Source organism: Parundibacterium terreum (assembly GCF_014636315.1).
In the GTDB taxonomy this organism is placed as follows: Bacteria; Pseudomonadota; Gammaproteobacteria; order Burkholderiales; family Burkholderiaceae_D; genus Undibacterium; species Undibacterium terreum.
Window position 1 is genome coordinate 201,330 of record NZ_BMED01000002.1, and the last position, 17,372, is coordinate 218,701.

At 53.8% G+C, this 17,372-nt stretch carries 16 protein-coding genes; 9 read left to right on the forward strand and 7 right to left on the reverse strand.

What is annotated here, in order from left to right:
• Window positions 1-13: 13 nt before the first annotated feature.
• On the forward strand, window positions 14-1,384 hold the full coding sequence (locus tag IEW12_RS09930) for a cache domain-containing protein (RefSeq protein WP_188565907.1): 1,371 nt from the start codon (window positions 14-16) through the stop codon (window positions 1,382-1,384).
• The gene (locus IEW12_RS09935; RefSeq protein WP_188565908.1) at window positions 1,384-2,037 is read left to right on the forward strand and encodes a response regulator; all 654 of its coding nucleotides are present in this window, start codon (window positions 1,384-1,386) and stop codon (window positions 2,035-2,037) included. The genes IEW12_RS09930 and IEW12_RS09935 overlap by 1 nt, the downstream gene beginning before the upstream one ends.
• 214 nt (window positions 2,038-2,251) lie before the next feature.
• On the opposite strand, the gene IEW12_RS09940 is transcribed toward IEW12_RS09935, so the two are convergent.
• Together IEW12_RS09940 and icd are read right to left on the reverse strand one after the other, a co-directional pair.
• The gene (locus tag IEW12_RS09940) at window positions 2,252-3,019 is read right to left on the reverse strand and encodes a hypothetical protein (protein WP_188565909.1); all 768 of its coding nucleotides are present in this window, start codon (window positions 3,017-3,019) and stop codon (window positions 2,252-2,254) included.
• 252 nt (window positions 3,020-3,271) lie between these two features.
• Window positions 3,272-4,525 (reverse strand): NADP-dependent isocitrate dehydrogenase, encoded by a 1,254-nt coding sequence (gene icd / locus IEW12_RS09945; protein WP_188565910.1) that lies wholly within the window; start codon window positions 4,523-4,525, stop codon window positions 3,272-3,274.
• A 206-nt stretch (window positions 4,526-4,731) separates the two neighbouring features.
• On the opposite strand from icd, the gene IEW12_RS09950 reads away from it, so the two are divergent.
• From IEW12_RS09950 to IEW12_RS09960, 3 genes are all read left to right on the forward strand, one after another.
• Window positions 4,732-5,277 (forward strand): pseudouridine synthase, encoded by a 546-nt coding sequence (locus tag IEW12_RS09950; protein WP_188565911.1) that lies wholly within the window; start codon window positions 4,732-4,734, stop codon window positions 5,275-5,277.
• 228 nt (window positions 5,278-5,505) lie between these two features.
• The gene (locus tag IEW12_RS09955; protein ID WP_188565912.1) at window positions 5,506-5,691 is read left to right on the forward strand and encodes a hypothetical protein; all 186 of its coding nucleotides are present in this window, start codon (window positions 5,506-5,508) and stop codon (window positions 5,689-5,691) included.
• A 243-nt stretch (window positions 5,692-5,934) separates the two neighbouring features.
• Entirely contained in the window at window positions 5,935-6,402 is a 468-nt protein-coding gene (locus IEW12_RS09960) for a DUF192 domain-containing protein (protein WP_188565913.1), read from the forward strand.
• A gap of 148 nt (window positions 6,403-6,550) precedes the next feature.
• Here IEW12_RS09960 and rpsT read toward each other — a convergent pair whose 3' ends face one another.
• Entirely contained in the window at window positions 6,551-6,814 is a 264-nt protein-coding gene (rpsT, locus tag IEW12_RS09965) for a 30S ribosomal protein S20 (RefSeq protein ID WP_188565914.1), read from the reverse strand.
• Between the two features lie 395 nt (window positions 6,815-7,209).
• On the opposite strand from rpsT, the gene IEW12_RS09970 reads away from it, so the two are divergent.
• Both IEW12_RS09970 and IEW12_RS09975 read left to right on the forward strand, forming a co-directional pair.
• The gene (locus IEW12_RS09970; protein ID WP_188565915.1) at window positions 7,210-7,803 is read left to right on the forward strand and encodes a GNAT family N-acetyltransferase; all 594 of its coding nucleotides are present in this window, start codon (window positions 7,210-7,212) and stop codon (window positions 7,801-7,803) included.
• A 44-nt stretch (window positions 7,804-7,847) separates the two neighbouring features.
• Window positions 7,848-9,017, forward strand: a complete 1,170-nt coding sequence (locus tag IEW12_RS09975; RefSeq protein WP_188565916.1) for a vWA domain-containing protein — start codon at window positions 7,848-7,850, stop codon at window positions 9,015-9,017.
• A gap of 42 nt (window positions 9,018-9,059) precedes the next feature.
• On the opposite strand, the gene IEW12_RS09980 is transcribed toward IEW12_RS09975, so the two are convergent.
• Window positions 9,060-9,884 carry a PleD family two-component system response regulator gene (locus tag IEW12_RS09980; protein WP_188565917.1) on the reverse strand — a complete coding sequence of 275 codons (825 nt, stop codon included), beginning with the start codon at window positions 9,882-9,884 and terminating at the stop codon, window positions 9,060-9,062.
• Between the two features lie 201 nt (window positions 9,885-10,085).
• Between IEW12_RS09980 and IEW12_RS09985 the strand changes: the two genes are divergently transcribed.
• Window positions 10,086-12,080, forward strand: coding sequence for a DNA topoisomerase IV subunit B (locus tag IEW12_RS09985; protein WP_188565918.1), 1,995 nt, complete (start codon window positions 10,086-10,088; stop codon window positions 12,078-12,080).
• A 103-nt stretch (window positions 12,081-12,183) separates the two neighbouring features.
• Entirely contained in the window at window positions 12,184-14,499 is a 2,316-nt protein-coding gene (gene parC, locus IEW12_RS09990; protein WP_188565919.1) for a DNA topoisomerase IV subunit A, read from the forward strand.
• Between the two features lie 115 nt (window positions 14,500-14,614).
• On the opposite strand, the gene IEW12_RS09995 is transcribed toward parC, so the two are convergent.
• From IEW12_RS09995 to IEW12_RS10005, 3 genes are all read right to left on the reverse strand, one after another.
• Window positions 14,615-16,282 (reverse strand): diguanylate cyclase, encoded by a 1,668-nt coding sequence (locus tag IEW12_RS09995; protein ID WP_188565920.1) that lies wholly within the window; start codon window positions 16,280-16,282, stop codon window positions 14,615-14,617.
• Window positions 16,283-16,675: a response regulator gene (locus IEW12_RS10000; RefSeq protein WP_188565921.1), complete on the reverse strand. Its 393-nt coding sequence runs from the start codon at window positions 16,673-16,675 to the stop codon at window positions 16,283-16,285.
• Between the two features lie 201 nt (window positions 16,676-16,876).
• Entirely contained in the window at window positions 16,877-17,326 is a 450-nt protein-coding gene (locus tag IEW12_RS10005) for a DsrE family protein (RefSeq protein WP_188565922.1), read from the reverse strand.
• Window positions 17,327-17,372 lie beyond the last annotated feature (46 nt).

Sequence of the window (17,372 nt, forward strand, 5' to 3'; positions counted from 1 at the left end):
ACCCTGGCAATTCATGAAACTCCGCTACAAAATCATCCTGTTCGCGATAGTCCCGCTGCTGCTTGCCTTCCTGGGCATAGCACTGGCCATGCTGCGCCAGGCCACGTTGCTGGCCCAACAGCAGCGCAGCACCGTAGAACAGGCCTACATGGCCAGCAAAGAGGCAGAACTGAAGCATTACGTCACGCTGGGCATGGCAGCGATCTCGGACCTGTATGTGTCTGACAAGCCGGATGCAGAAACCATGGAAGAGGCCAAGGCCATCCTGTCCAAGCTGGACTACGGCAACGACGGCTATTTCTATGTGTATGACATGCAGGGGAATAACCTGATGCATCCGCGCCAGCCCGACCTCGTCGGCCGCGACTTGTGGAACCTGACAGACCCGGAAGGCAACCGCACGATACAGAACCTGATCAACAAGGCCAGGCAAGGCGGCGGCGTGGTGCGCTATCTGTGGGAAAAACCATCCACACACAAGATGGCGCCCAAACTGGGCTATGTGGTCGCACTGGAAAAATGGGGCTGGATGCTGGGCACGGGCATCTACCTGGATGACGTGGACAATGCCCTCAACAAGATAGACATCCAGGTTGCCAAGAACATACAAAGCACGATGTTCTGGATCGCCGGCATTGCGGTCACCAGTGCACTGCTGATCGCACTATGCGGCCTGGCGCTGAACATCAGCGAATCGCGCGTCGCCGAAGCAAAGCTGAAGGTGCTGGCGCAAAGCATCGTCAAATCGCAGGAAGACGAGCGCGCCCGCCTGTCGCGCGATCTGCACGACGGCCTGAGCCAGTTGCTGGTGTCAATCAAGCTGCAGATAGAATCCGGGCTGGCTAAACTGATGGGCCGCCCCGAGCAAGCCGATGCCGCAAAAATTTCATTCACGCGCGCCACCACCCAACTGAACGATGCCCTGGGGGAGCTGCGCCGCATCTCGCATGACTTGCGGCCGGCGATGCTGGACGATCTCGGCCTGGCAGCCGCGTTCGAACAACTGGCCAGCGAGTTTGCCGCTGCTTCGTCGCTGCCCGTGCATTTTGAAGCCAGCGGCGAAACCTCCATATTGACCGAGGTCGGCAATACCGTATTATTCCGGGTCGCGCAGGAAGCCCTGACCAATATCCACAAGCACGCTGTGCATGTCACGGAAGTCAGCATGCTGCTGTCGGGCGATGCACGGCACATCAGATTATTAATATCGGACAATGGCGCAGGCTTCGACGTGGCAGGCATCGCCAGCAATCCCAAACGCGGTATAGGCTTGAGTAATATGAAAGAAAGACTGGAGACCGTCAAAGGTCATCTTGAAGTGCATTCCAATAATAGCGGCACCCAGGTCATCGCCAGCATCCCCAGCGACAAGAGGGGGCATTGATGAGCCAGCAGAGCGACATTCGCATCTTCCTGATCGACGACCATCCGCTGGTGCGCGACGGCTTGAAAGCGAGACTGGAAACCATACCGCACTTCTCCATCGTCGGTGAAGCAAGCAATGCAGAAGAAGCACTGGACAAGGCAGCCGGCACGGCGATAGACCTGGTGCTGATGGACATCAACCTGAATGGGCAAAGCGGCGCTGCCAGCGCAACAGGCATGAACGGCATCGCACTCACCGCGCGCTTTGCAGCAGCTTATCCTGATGTCAGGATCATCATGCTGTCCATGCACGACAAGGCCGAATATGTTTCGCAGGCGATGCAAGCCGGCGCGCGCGGCTACGTGCTGAAAGACGCACCGGCAGAACACATCATTGCAGCGATAGAATCCGTGATGTCGGGCAAAAACTACCTGAGCGCCGGCTTGCAGCAGCCAGGCGCCGCGCCCTCCTCCGCAGCAATCCTGACGCAAAGGGAACAAGATATCCTGAAGAGCATTGCAACTGGAAAATCCAACAAGCATATCGCGCAAGAGCTGGGTTTGAGCGTGCGCACCGTGGAAACCCACAGACTGAATATCAAGCGCAAGCTGAACATAGAGGGTCAAGCCGATCTGATCAGATTTGCGTTGAACCAGAGTGGCTTGTTCTAGCACTAAACTGAGATCACGCCGCTGTCGATAGTAAAAACCCTGCCTCTGAGTTTGAGGATTGCAAACCGCTGCCGGTCGAACCAAAAATAAGTAAGATAACCCAAACTCGCAATGCCGCTCAGTTACGACTGACCGGCATTTTTATTTTGAGCGCAGCAAGCGATGCGCCTGCCACCCGCCAGAGCCCAGCGAAACAATCAATAGAACTGGTGAACTAGAAATCCCCGACCAACTCCAGTTCTGCGGAGTTGGCATCCGCAAGATTTTTAGCCATCGTTTCAAGTTCGCCCTTGTTGGCTGGATACTGGTATTTAAGAATACCGCTGACTCCATACTGCTGCATGGTCGCCTTACTGGGGAAATAGAATTTTGACGGCGATTCATCACCGCTCGTAACATCGTAGGTGTAGCTTTTATTTTCCGCCTTCAGCGTTTCCATGAACTCTTTCGCCTTGTCCTGTTGATCAAGCGTGAATTGACTAAGCTTTCCTTCGGAAACGATCTGTATGCTGTGGTTTTTCTGCGGCAGTTTAGTGCGATCCAGCGATATTCTCAGCAGGGCAGGATTGAAACCTATGCTGTGAAAAAAGACGGTTTCTTTTTTATAGAGTGAAAGTAGTTGCTGCCTGACGGTAGCAAGCTCGCTCTCCGACAGCAAGGGATAATCTGCCGCCTGCAATGTCGGCGCTGAGCCACCAGTCAAGCCGCCGTGAAAGCCGAGTATGGCACCGGGTTGCAGAATTTTTTTAGCCGCTCCCAAAAACAGGTAGTTCGCACAACTGGACAAGCAATATTTTTCGACGATCAGCGTTATTTTTCGCTTTCTAAACTCCTTTCCAATTGCGAGCCCTGCCTCTCCGTCACCTCCGCCTGAATTAACGATCACTGTGCTTATGCCGTGATCCAGATAGCTCTTCATGGCAAGGAAGTTTGTGCGTGTGATGTCGCCATTAAAATGCAGCGTACTTCGGTCTTCGTCCACTGAAAAATTTACAGGCTCTGCGTAGCAGTCATAAACATGAAGCCACATTAAAAGAAAGAAAATACCGGCGCGTCCGTACCTTGTCGGTGAGGACAGTCTTAAAAACTCATATCGCATTGATCGAAACAAGTTAAATGATGATTTGCCACTTACCCAGGAAAGTAGGTTTTGATATCGGCCCGAAAAGAAAAAAATCCCTTTCCTCCTAAGAGAAACGGGATTTTTTGAATGGCTGAAATGACTGAATTCAGCTTACATCTGTTCTATCATCACATCGCCAAAACCGGAGCACGATACCTGTGTCGCACCTTCCATCAGGCGCGCGAAGTCATAAGTAACTTTCTTCGCGGCGATGGATTTTTCGGTAGAGCTGATGATCAGATCGGCAGCTTCCAGCCAGCCCATATGGCGCAGCATCATTTCTGCCGACAGGATCAGGGAACCCGGGTTCACATAGTCCTTGCCGGCATACTTCGGCGCCGTACCATGCGTCGCTTCAAACATTGCCACGGAATCGGACATGTTGGCGCCCGGAGCGATACCGATACCGCCCACTTGTGCTGCCAGTGCATCGGAGATGTAGTCGCCGTTCAGGTTCAGTGTAGCGATGACGCTGTATTCATTAGGGCGCAACAGGATCTGTTGCAGGAAGGCATCCGCGATGGAATCCTTGATGGTGATGTCCCGGCCGGTCTTGGGATTCTTGAATTTGCACCATGGGCCGCCGTCGATCAATTGCGCACCGAATTCTTTTTGCGCCAGGGCATAAGCCCAGTCGCGGAAACCGCCTTCGGTGTACTTCATGATATTGCCTTTGTGGACGATAGTCACAGATGGCTTGTCATTATCGATAGCGTACTGGATCGCCTTGCGCACCAGACGCTCGGTGCCTTCGCGGGATACGGGCTTGACGCCGATACCGGAAGTGTCAGGGAAACGGATTTTCTTGACGCCCATTTCCTTGACCAGGAATTCGATGATTTTCTTCGCGCCTTCGGAACCCTCTTGCCATTCGATACCGGCGTAGATGTCCTCAGAGTTTTCGCGGAAGATGACCATGTCGGTTTTTTCCGGCTCACGCACTGGGGATGGCACGCCCTTGAAGTAGCGTACCGGGCGCAGGCAGACATACAGGTCCAGCTCCTGGCGCAGCGCCACGTTCAACGAACGGATACCGCCACCAACAGGCGTAGTCAGCGGGCCCTTGATGGAAACAACATAGTCTTTCAGGACTTTCAGCGTTTCTTCGGGCAGCCATACGTCCGGGCCATAGACTTTGGTGGATTTTTCGCCAGCATAGATTTCCATCCAGCTGATCTTGCGCTGACCGCCATAAGCCTTGGCGACGGCGGCATCAACGACCTTGATCATGACCGGGCTGATATCAATGCCTGTGCCATCGCCTTCGATGTAAGGGATGATAGGATTATCTGGCACGTTCAACGAGAAATCGGCATTGACGGTAATTTGCTTACCTTCAGCAGGAACTTTAATATGTTGGAACATCGTATTCTCCGTAGTTTTGGGCGACCGGGCGCTTGCGCTATCGCTCATGACAAGCCTTGCTGAATGTCCATATTCGATTGCGAATATCAAAAAATTCGCAATCAACTCTTATATAAGACACAAGACTACCGTTTCATATTATGCACCAGTATTTTACTGGATGCCATAATTTTGCGACACTAGCACCCGTGAAACTTATGAAACCTATGAAACTTATCTTATTCAACAAACCATTCGATGTGATGTGCCAGTTCTCGGCGCACCCTAGCCGCCCTACACTGGCCAACTATCTCGACATCCCCGGCATCTACCCGGCAGGCAGGCTGGATGCGGACAGCGAGGGACTGGTTTTACTGACCGATGACGGCAAGCTGCAACATAGTATCAGTCATCCTGATCACAAGCAGGCGAAGACCTATCTGGTGCAAGTGGAAGGAACACCGACGCCGGCTGCGCTGGAAAAACTGCGCAATCCTATCGACCTGGGAGACTTCATCACCCAGCCCTGCATCGCCAGGCACATCCAGGAGCCGCAGTGGCTATGGCCGCGCACTCCTCCCGTGAGGCACAGGGAAGCCATCCCCACCAGTTGGCTATGCATCATCCTGTCAGAAGGAAAAAACCGGCAGGTACGCCGCATGACGGCTGCCGTGGGCCTGCCGACCTTGCGGCTGATCCGTAGTTCAATCGGCAATTTCTCGTTGGAGACGCATCCACTGCTGCCGGGGGAGTGGCAGGAAGTGCGCATCTAGAACAGAGGTGGATGACTGCGAACCGCAGCCGGTAGCGGCTACCCACTACCGGCTTGGACTAAATAATTTTAATTATTTCTGGGTTGATACAAATAAACTGTCAACCGTTCATCACAGCCTACGTTATTTGCCTTGATTCAACTGATTTTTACTAAACCCTCATTGAATCAATCTTGAATTTTAGCCATTTTTTTGTGTAGCTTAAACATTACTCCCGAAGGACTAAAAATGAAAAAATTGATCGCTGCTCTGGTTGTTGGTCTGTTTGCTTCTGCGGCTTTTGCTCAAGCCCCTGCTCCTTCTGCATCTGCGTCTGCTACGGAAGCATCCAAACCAGCGCCTAAGAAACACAAAAAACACAAAAAAGAAGCAGCGTCCGCCTCTGCCGCCGCTTCTGCTGCTGCATCAAAATAATCAGCACCAGCTTTAACAGCAATGATCAAAAAGGCAGGATTTCCTGCCTTTTTTTCATTTCTGCGGCACGCCAGACAAACGCTTCGCTAGGCCACTCCCCCCCAATTTGTTTCGGTGTGTATAAGACCATGCAGCGGCCAAATCGCCGTAGTACACTATGCCGCCACCGGCATAATCTGGCGCTGTTTCTACAGTTTGCCGGCTTTGATATAACCTAACCACCACTGAACTCATCCGGATACCATGCATAAAACTCATCTGCGTGCCATCGCATCCCGCTTCACGCCTGTCTTCGCAAGCTTCGCTATTGCACTGGCCTTTTCTGCAAATGCCGGCGCACAGACAAAATTACCCGTTAAACAACTAACGGCAGGCATAAATCTGATCCAGGCTGAAGTAGCGGCAACCGATGCGGAGCGCGAGATCGGCCTGATGAACCGCACCAAGATGGGGCCCAACGAAGGCATGGTGTTTGATTTCGGCGCTCCGGCAGGCGTATGCATGTGGATGAAGAACACGTTGATTCCACTCTCCGTGGCTTTCATGGATGCCGAAGGCAAGATTGTGAATATTGAAGACATGCAGCCGGAAACACTGGATTCGCATTGCGCAAAAAAGGCAGTGCGCTATGCGCTGGAAATGAACCTGGGCTGGTTCAAGCAAAAGAATATCAAGCCGGGCAGCAAGATTGAAGGATTTCCACTTAAGTAATAAAAAGTGGCTAAGAATCGGAGGAGAGTTGCAACTCTCCTTTCACCCGTTTCGGACTAGAAAACACAAAAACCCGCACATGTGCGGGTTTTTTATTCTTTCACAGGCAAACCGGTATCCGGCTTGCTAGCTTGCTGAAGCAGGCAGATTAAGCCAGTGCTTTCAGGGCAGCAGACAAACGGCTCTTATGACGAGCTGCTTTGTTTTTGTGAATGATTTTTTTATCAGCAATACGATCAATCGTGGAAACGGAAGTTTGGTAGATTGTCGCTGCAGCAGCTTTATCACCGGCTTCGATTGCTTTGCGAACAGCTTTGATTGCTGTGCGCAGCGTCGAACGCTGGCTGGAGTTGTGTGCATTTTGCTTAACTGCTTGACGAGCACGTTTACGTGCTTGTGCTGTATTTGCCATGAGATTTCCTAAACTGGGCTGGGTCAAAGCGATCGCAACAACAATGCCACGCCGCATAATTCTGTACAGCTTTGCAGTATAACGTCTTTTTTCTATGTTAGCAAGTACGAAGGCAGATCGCGTGCACACTACTGCCATGTAATGTTGCATTACATGGCAGCCTGGCAACGATATTGCACTTTCAACGGAGATTCAATATTGTAGCCGAGTGTTGCGCATCGTGTATTGGTCGCTTCTGCCGAACAGAAATGGTGATATTTGCCTATCTGTACCTGTTATTTAAGGTGCAAGTTCTGCACACTAGCGCAACAATGATCGCTGAAATCCAAGCATGCATTTGCATATCTGCATGGCTGAGCATGCGCCTATCCAAATCAAACCAACAAGGAAGCCACATGGACTGCACCCCGTTTACCCTGCAAGGCAAATATGTCACCCTGGAACCTTTGACGCAGGAGCACTTCGCCGACATCCAGGCGGCCGCTGCAGACGGTGAATTATGGAAGCTGTTCTTCACCTCGGTGCCGTCGCCGGACAAGACGCAGGTATGGCTGGATACCGCACTGAGTTGGCTGCAGGAACAGAAAGCGATCAGCTTTGCAGTACGGCACAAGGAGAGCGGTAAAATTATCGGCTCCACGCGCTTCTGTAATATCGATCATAATAATAAGCGGCTGGAGATAGGCTATACCTGGTACTCGAAAAGCGTACAGCGCAGCCCCGTGAATACCGAGTGCAAGCTATTATTGCTGACACATGCGTTCGAGGTATTTGGCTGTATCGCCGTGGAGTTCCGTACCGACTGGTTTAACCGCAGGTCGCAAGCCGCGATAGAGCGGCTGGGTGCAAAGCGTGACGCCGTATTGCGCAACCACATGATACAGCCCGATGGCCGCATACGCGACACCGTGGTATATAGCATTATCCAGAATGAATGGGCAGGCGTGAAAAACAACCTGCAATATATGCATGGCAAATACGAGGCTTAGCGCTACGACTAATGCCCACACCATAGAGACTGTTAGGAGCCGATGTGCTGATCGATTTTTTCTTCACCCTGAAAGACGCCAAGATCCCGGTATCCATCAAGGAATTCCTGATGCTGCTGGAGGCAATGGAAAAAGGCCTGGTCAGCATGTCAATGGACGACTTCTATTTCCTGTCGCGCACCATCATGGTCAAGGACGAAGCCCACTACGACAAGTTCGACAAGGCCTTCGGCCTGTACTTCAAGGGTATCGACACTATCTTTGAAAAGAACCCCGAGATACCGCTGGAGTGGCTGAGCAAGCGCATGGAGCGCGAACTCAGCGATGAGCAAAAAGCGCAACTGGAAAAATTCGGCTACGACAAGCTGATGGACAGGCTGAAGGATTTGCTGAAGGAACAGAAAGAACGCCATGAGGGCGGCAGCAAATGGATAGGTACGGGCGGCACCTCGCCTTTCGGCAATGGCGGACAAAATCCTGAAGGCATACGCATAGGCGGCAAAGGCGGCAACCGCACTGCGGTCAAGGTCTGGGAGGCGCGCGCCTATCGCGATTACGATGACGAGCGTGAACTGGGCACCCGCAATATCAAGGTAGCGCTGCGGCGCCTGCGCAAGTTTGCACGCCAGGGTGCGGAAGATGAATTGGCGCTGGATGCCACCATCAAGGCCACGGCAAACAATGCCGGCTACCTGGATATCAAGATGCAGCCCGAGCGCAAGAACAATATCAAGGTCTTGATGCTGCTGGATGTGGGCGGCACGATGGACGATCACATCGCCCGTACCGAGGAATTATTCTCGGCCGCCAAAACCGAATTCAAGAACATGGAATTCTTTTATTTCCATAACTGCGTGTACGACTATTTATGGAAAAACAACCGCCGCCGCCATGCAGAAAAGTTTCCAACCTGGGATGTATTGCGCAAATACACCCCGGATACCAAGGTGATCTTCGTCGGTGATGCGACGATGAGTCCTTACGAAATCCTGCAGCCGGGCGGATCGGTGGAATATAACAATGAAGAAGCCGGTGCGGCATGGCTGCAACGCTTCACGTCGACTTTTCCCAAGTTCATCTGGCTCAATCCTGAGCCGGAAGGCCTGTGGCAATACCGGCAGTCTGTGTCAGTAATACGCCAGTTGATGAACAACCGCATGTTCCCGGTCACGATAGACGGCCTGGAACGCGGCATGCGCCTGCTCAGCAAATAATAGGCGAATAAAGGAAAGGGCAGGTTCGCCCTGCCTGCCGCCTCAGGTGATAGGCAGGAATTTCTGCATCGCCGCCACGACGACCTTGCGCGATAGCGGCTTGTCCAGAAATCCCTCGCATCTGCCCCGGGCAGCTTCCCTGTCGTAGTCAAACGAGCGGTCGATTAATAGCACCGCAGCGATCTTGTGCCCCACATGCTGGCCCTTGATCATTTCACACAAATGGTAGGGATTGATGCCGGGAGTTGCCGTGTTGACCATCATCAGCGCATGTTTATGCTGCGCGTTCGACTCCAGCGCGCTGATATGGTCGGTTGCCAGATTGACGGGAAAACGGTAATTTTCCGTCAAGCTGGCCACGTAATCCTTGAATTTGAAATCCTTGTCCACGATCAGGATGCCGCCCTGAGGCGGAATGGGCTTGCGCATCTTTTCATAGTTGGCCGGATCGGATAGATCCAAATCCACCCTCTCCCTCAGCCTGCGCTCAGGCACACTGATGGTGTCCAGCGCGCTCAGCGTCGTCAGCAGCATACGTCGCCGGTCTGCCTGCGCATCCAGCATTTCCAGCAATCTGCGCCAGCGTATTGGCCTCGGCATGATGGGATGTGGCATAGAAATGCCGGTTTTGCCTATTAATAGTGCAGGTTGCGCGTCACCGGGGTTCAGATCAGATAGAATTGTCAGCGCTTTCAGGTCCTCGGCATTGACTATATACATGTCTGGGTCTTGCAAACTGCCTTGCCGCAAGACAAGATAGCTATAATCGCGATCCCTATCGACCGCGAATACGCTGCCGAAGGTTTCTTCTTCCTTGGGAGAAAAACCTATCAGACGTATCGCAATAATGGGAGTTTTTTGTGACATCGGTTATCCGTTGGTGCAATGCAGCTACAATACTTGCTGCTCTGTCGTCCTGAGGCAGTTTGATTAAATAAGTGCAGTTATGTTAAAAATTCTTGTCGAGACCCTAGGCAGCATACCGCGATTTGCGGACCGGGCATGATCTCGCTAACAAAATAATATCTACCATTTTACTAAAATAACAATTCACCTTGTAATAATTGCATGTCCACAAAAAAATCTACTACAGCCGCATCCGATTACAGCGAATCATCCATCCGTGTCCTGAAGGGACTGGAGCCGGTCAAGCAAAGACCCGGCATGTATACCCGCACTGAGAACCCCCTGCATATTATCCAGGAAGTCATCGACAATGCCTCGGATGAAGCCCTGGGCGGACACTGCAAGAATATCCTGGTCACGCTCAATGCCGATAGCAGCATCACCGTTGAGGATGATGGCCGCGGTATTCCTGTCGGCCTGCATCCTGAAGAACAGGTGCCAACCGTAGAGATCGTGTTCACCCGTTTGCACGCCGGCGGCAAGTTCGACAAGGGCTCGGGCGGCGCGTATGCGTTTTCCGGCGGCCTGCATGGTGTCGGCGTCTCCGTGACTAATGCGCTGTCCAAACGCCTGGAAATCACGGTATGGCGCGAAGCCGGCATGCACAAGCTGACTTTCGCCAACGGCGACGTAGTGGAACCGCTGACCTCGCAGCCGCTGGCCAAAGGCGACAAAAAGTCCGGCACCCGGGTTTCCATCTGGCCTGACGGCAAGTATTTCGATTCACCGAATATCTCGCAAACCGAACTGCAGCGCCTGCTGCGCTCCAAGGCAGTGCTGCTGCCGGGCGTACGCGTTACGCTGGCCAATGCCAAGACCGGCGAAAGCCAGACCTGGCAATATGACCAGGGCCTGCGTGGCTACCTGACCGAAGCGCTGGCGCAATCCTCGCATGGCGACACGCTGATTCCCTTGTTTGAAGGCGCGCAATACGCAAACGCCGATACCGACGGTTTTGCCGAAGGCGAAGGTGCGGCCTGGGTGGTCGCATGGACGGAAGAAGGCAATGTAGTGCGCGAATCCTATGTGAACCTGATCCCGACACCGGCTGGCGGCACGCATGAATCCGGCTTGCGCGAAGGCCTGTTCGGCGCGGTGAAGAGCTTCGCCGAGATGCATTCGCTGTTGCCGAAAGGCGTCAAGCTATTGCCGGAAGACGTGTTTGCCCGCGTCTCCTTCGTGTTGTCGGCCAAGGTACTGGATCCGCAATTCCAGGGCCAGATCAAGGAACGTCTGAATTCGCGCGATGCCGTGCGCCTGGTATCGGGCTTCACCAAATCTCCGCTGGAGTTGTGGCTGAATTCGCACGTTGACTACGGCAAGAAGCTGGCGGAGCTGGTCATCAAGCAGGCACAATCACGGCTGCGTTCTGCCCAAAAAGTGGAAAAGAAAAAATCCTCCGGTGTTGCCGTGTTGCCTGGCAAGCTGACGGATTGCGAATCCAGCGATATCTCGCGCAATGAAATCTTCCTGGTCGAGGGCGACTCTGCGGGCGGCTCTGCAAAGATGGGCCGCGACAAGGAATTCCAGGCCATCCTGCCACTGCGCGGCAAGGTGCTGAACTCCTGGGAGTCCGAGCGCGACCGCCTGTTTGCCAATAACGAGATCCACGATATTGCAGTGGCGATCGGGGTTGACCCGCATGGCGTGAAAGATACGCCCGACCTGTCCAATCTGCGCTACGGCAAGATCTGCATCCTGTCCGATGCGGACGTCGATGGCTCGCACATCCAGGTATTGCTGTTGACCCTGTTCTTCAAGCATTTCCCGCAATTGATCGCGCATGGCCATATCTGCGTAGCCCGCCCTCCTCTGTTCCGCGTTGATGCGCCGGCACGCGGCAAGAAACCGGCACAGAAGATTTATGCGCTGGATGAAGGCGAGCTGATCGCCATTGAAGATAAATTGCGCAAGGACGGCGTCAAAGAAGGCGCCTGGTCCATCTCGCGCTTTAAAGGTCTGGGCGAGATGAATGCGGAACAGCTATGGGAAACCACGATGAACCCGGACACCCGCCGCCTGCTGCCGGTGTCACTGGGCGAGTTTGACCAGGATTTCTCCGAAGCCCGCTTCAATATGCTGATGGGCAAAGGCGAAGCATCTGCGCGCCGCTCCTGGCTAGAAGAACACGGTAACGAGGTCGAAGCGGATATCTGATATCAGCCCCCTAACTTCGATAACAAAACCAACAAAGCCAACAAGAACATTGATATGCAGGACTTAAACGCCGCGCATACAAAACATAAAAGATATAAGTACCATGAGTGAACAAGCAAATTTATTCGACCAGGCACCACCTCCTCCGCCGGAAGGTGAAACGCTGACGCTAGCCAGCTTTGCCGAACGCGCCTACCTGGATTATGCAATCTCGGTCGTCAAGGGTCGTGCACTGCCGGACGTCTGCGACGGCCAGAAGCCGGTTCAACGCCGCATACTGTTCTCGATGAACGAACTGGGCCTGAATTCAGCCGCCAAACCACGCAAATCGGCGACTGTCGTCGGTGACGTACTCGGTAAATTGCATCCGCACGGCGATCAGTCTGTGTATGACGCGATGGTCCGGATGGCGCAGAACTTTTCCTTGCGCTACCCGTTGATCGACGGCCAGGGTAACTTCGGTTCACGCGATGGCGACGGCGCTGCGGCGATGCGGTACACCGAAGCGCGGCTGACACCTATTTCCAAGCTGCTGCTGGACGAGATCGACCAGGGCACGGTGGATTTCCAGCCCAACTACGACGGCTCCTCCGAGGAGCCCAGCCTGTTGCCGGGCCGTCTGCCATTTGTGCTGCTGAACGGCGCATCCGGCATTGCCGTCGGCATGGCGACTGAAATCCCTTCGCACAACCTGACGGAAGTAGCCAAGGCCGCGGTAACGCTGATACGCAACCCCAATCTGACGCATGCCGAACTGATGGCTATTATGCCGGGGCCGGACTTCCCGGGCGGCGGCCAAATTATCACACCGGCGTCTGCGATTACAGAGATCTATGCCAACGGACGCGGCAGCATGAAGGTACGCGCACGCTGGAAGATAGAAGAACTGGCGCGCGGCCAATGGCAAGCCGTGATCACCGAACTGCCGCATGGCACTTCTTCTCAGAAAATCCTGGAAGAGATCGAGGAAATCACCAATCCGAAGATCAAGCTGGGCAAAAAATCCCTGTCGCCGGAACAGATTGCACTGAAACAATCGGTGCTGTCGGTGCTGGATGCAGTACGCGATGAGTCCGGCAAGGACGCACCGGTACGCCTGGTATTGGAACCGAAATCCAAGAACCAGGACCAGACCGAATTCATGCAGATGCTGCTGGCGCATACCTCGCTGGAAACTAGTGCCTCCATTAACCTGGTGATGATAGGCGGCGATGGCCGCCCACGCCAGAAAGGCTTGCTGGAAATACTGAGCGAGTGGATCAGCTTCCGCTTCACCACCGTCACCCGTCGCACGCAGTTCAGGCTGAAGAAGGTCGATGACCGTATTCATATCCTGGAAGGCCGCGAAGCCGTCCTGCTGAATATCGACAAGGTGATCAAGATCATCCGTGAGTCCGACGAACCGAAGCCCGCGCTGATGCAGGCGTTCAAGCTGTCGGACAGGCAGGCGGAAGACATCCTGGAAATCCGCTTGCGCCAATTGGCAAGGCTGGAATCTATCAAGATTCAGCAAGAGTTGGCTGAGCTGCGCAATGAAAAATCCGGCCTGCACGATTTGCTGGACAATCCGGCATCGATGAAAAAACTGATCATCAAGGAAATCGAAGCCGATTCCAAGCAATATGGCGATGCGCGCCGTACGCTGATAGAAGAAGCGCAGCGTGCGTCGATGGAGCAGAAAGTTATCGATGAGCCGGTCACTGTCGTGATCTCGCAAAAAGGCTGGGTACGCGCCAGGACTGGCCACAGCCATGATGCCGCCCAGTTCACGTTTAAACCGGGCGACAGCCTGTATGGCACGTTTGAATGCCGCACCGTAGACCAGATGCTGGTATTCGGCTCCAACGGCCGTGTGTACTCGGTCGCGGTCTCGGCCTTGCCGGGCGCACGCGGTGACGGTGTGCCGGTGACGACCCTGATCGACCTCGCCAGCGGCACCCGCATCCTGCATTATTTTGCGGGCGCAGCCGACACTGCACTGCTGCTGGCCTCCAGCGCCGGCTACGGCTTTACAGCTAAGGTAGCGGACATGACAGGCCGCATGAAAGCCGGCAAGGCCTTCATGACGCTGGAAGATGGCGACGAACCGCTGCCGCCATCCATCGTGACCGAGGATGCCAGCGCGATAGCCTGCCTGTCCGAGAAAGGCCGCCTGCTGGTGTTCGGCCTGACGGAGATCAAGCAGCTTTCTAGCGGTGGCCGCGGTGTGATCCTGATGGAGCTGGAAGACAAGGAAAAACTGCTGGCATCGCAGGCAATCAGCCAGAAAGGCGTACGCGTGACCGGTGTAGGCCGCGCAGCCAAGGTACAGGATATCAACCTGAGTGCCGCTGCACTTGGCGTGCATATCGGCAAGCGTGCCCGTAAAGGCAAGGTCCTGGAAGCCAAACTGAAACCGACCGGCATTACCCGTATCTAAGAAATACGCTGAATAAAAAAGCGCGCACAACAAATGTTGTGCGCGCTTTTTTTATCTAACTCAAGGAATTAAAGCGGGGATCAAAGCGGAAAATCCATAGTCCGCGTTATCTGCATCAAGTGCGATTGGTCTGCACCGACGCCAGCTCAATACGATTCCTGCCGCCCTGCTTGGCGCGGTAGAGTGCTTCGTCAGCCACGTCAAATAGCTCGTCGGCATCCAAAGTCACTTCCAGATCGGCGATCCCTGCCGAGAAGCTGACAGAAAAATCCCCCTGGTCGGCGTGCTGCTGTATTTTGTTGAATGCAATCCGTATCTGGTCCAGCACCTTGCGCGCCACAGCGGCAGACGTGTCCGGAAAAATAACAATGAACTCTTCGCCGCCGTAGCGGCCGACGATATCGCTACGGCGCAAACGCTGGCGCAGCAAGCGCGACAGCGTGCGCAATACCTGGTCGCCAACCGGATGGCCGTAAGTATCATTGACGTTCTTGAAATTATCCAGATCCAGCATGGCCAGCGCCATAGGGCCGCCATTGCGGCTGGCAATCGACATCTCTGCCCCCAGTTCTTCCTTGATCGCAGTGTGGTTGTACAAACCGGTCAGGCCGTCCCGCATGATCAGCGAACGCAATGAACGATAGCGCTCTGCGCGGCTGGACAAGGCAGACACCAGAAAGTCTGCTTCTATAGGCTTGGTCAGGAAATCATCGGCGCCGGATTGTATCGCTTCCAACTGCTTGCCCAGATCTCTCTCACTGGACAAGAAGACGATGGGCACATCCAGGTAGGAATTATCCTGGCGTATGATCTTCGCCAGTTCGATACCATTGCACATCGGCATATACACATCCAACAGCAACAGCTCGGGACGAAAATCCGTCATCACCTTCAGAAGCTGGCTAGGATCGTTCAGCAGCTTCACACTCATGCCGGCACTGCGCAGCACGGTGCCGTAATACTCGGAAGTCACGGCATCATCGTCTATTACCAGTACGCGATAGCCTTTGGGCTCTTCCCTGCCGATTACTGCGTCTATCCTGTCGGTCAACGCGACAATATCGATAGGCTTGGTGAAATAGCCGTCACCGCCGGCGCGTACGGCAAGCAGGCGGCTTTCAAAACTGCTGGTATTGGAAACAAAGATAGTCAGGAACTTCAGGCGGCTCATTTTCTTGATGCGCGCAATCTCTTCCACGCCGGCCATCTTGCCTTCGGGGAAACCAAGTTCTATCACCACGACATCCGGCTTCCTGCTGGCGATCGCCACTGCAAGCTGTTTCAGCGCATTAATGCGCACCACTTCATAGGCAAAGTGTTCCAGTTGCAAGGTAATTGCTTCGGTCAGCGCCTGGTCATCGTCCACCAAATAAATCAGGCGAGGTCTTGTGCCCTCACCCAGTTCATCCGCGTATTCATCGCTGTCTATCGAAGCAGGTTTGTTTTCCGCAGTTTTGATGGTGTCGGCAAAATATTTTCGCAGATCACCCGCATATTGGCTCAGGCTGGTCTTGGCCCAGGTTTCGCCATTGAACAGCGGCTTCAGGCGGCCTTCGAATTCACGCGCCTGGGTACCCACTTCCGGAAAGCCGAAAGTGCCGGCAGAACCTGCCATCGTATGCAGCAGCCTGTGCAGCAAGGCCAGGTGTTCCTTGTTTTCAGGCTCTTGCAGGAACAGGCCAAGGGCGTCATCCATCTCCTGCAACCGGGAAGGGAGTTTGGCCAGGAAGACGGCCTCCAGCGCACGCAGCTTTTCTTGCAAGCTATCGTTCTTGTCGCTCATTTAGTGCCCCTGGCTCCAAAGCTCACGCACCTGTTCGGACAACTCCATAGGATCGAAGGGCTTGGCAATCACGCCTATGGCACCCAAAGACTTGTAATAAGCAAGCTCACCTGCCTGCACCTTGGCGGTCATGAAGATGACCGGTGTCGTCGCCGTCGCGGGCAACTGGCGCAACTCCGATAAGGTCGTCGGACCGTCCATATTCGGCATCATCACATCCAGCAGCAGCAAATCCGGTGCACAACCGGACTTCACCGCTTCCAGCGCTTCCACGCCGGAACTGCAGGTCTTCAGCGTAAACCCGCCAACCACCTCCAAAGCGATCTGGGCAACCGTCTGTATGTCCGGATCATCTTCTACATACAATATGTTGGCTACAGGTATCCCACTCATTATGCTTCCCTCATTCTTCAAGCTGGAATCAGTCCGCTATCAAATGATCTGCGGCTTTTATCGTTATTTTTGGGCTTAGCCCATTTTGTGATTATATTTGCAAGTCAATTATCTAAGTAAAAATTTTCCATCCTTTTTAATATTTCTTTATGGCAATTTATACTAATTCCACCGCAATGGCAAAGCTTCCGCCTGCGCCCATCAAGGCTTGATATACGCATAGCCCTGCTGCTGCAGCTTGATAATTTCCACGATACCCGCGGGCACATAAGAAATGGAGGGCGCCATGTCTTCCTTGCGCAGTTTCTGCGCTGCCATCGTGTTCTCGCATGCCGCAATCTTGACCTTGGCCTGCAATGCCTCCTGCAGACGATTGCCCACCGGCGTATCGAATTTCAGCATGCTGATCCCGGGCCCGTAAGCGACGATTTCTATATCGACATTCGCAGCGCCCAACGCAGCCTGGATATTTTTCACATTATTGAGTGTCAGGTTCCATTTGCCTTCGTCATTGTCGCTAACCTGGAAGACCACCTTGCTCCGTCCAGACACATTAGCTACCGTTCCCGCAGCCGGTTCTGGCCCGGCCGCATAGCCCGGCAGGCACACCAATCCGTTAAACAAAAATAACACTGCCAATACATATTTCATCGCCTGTCTCCTGGTATGCCGTGACGTCACTCTCGTGACCATTAAT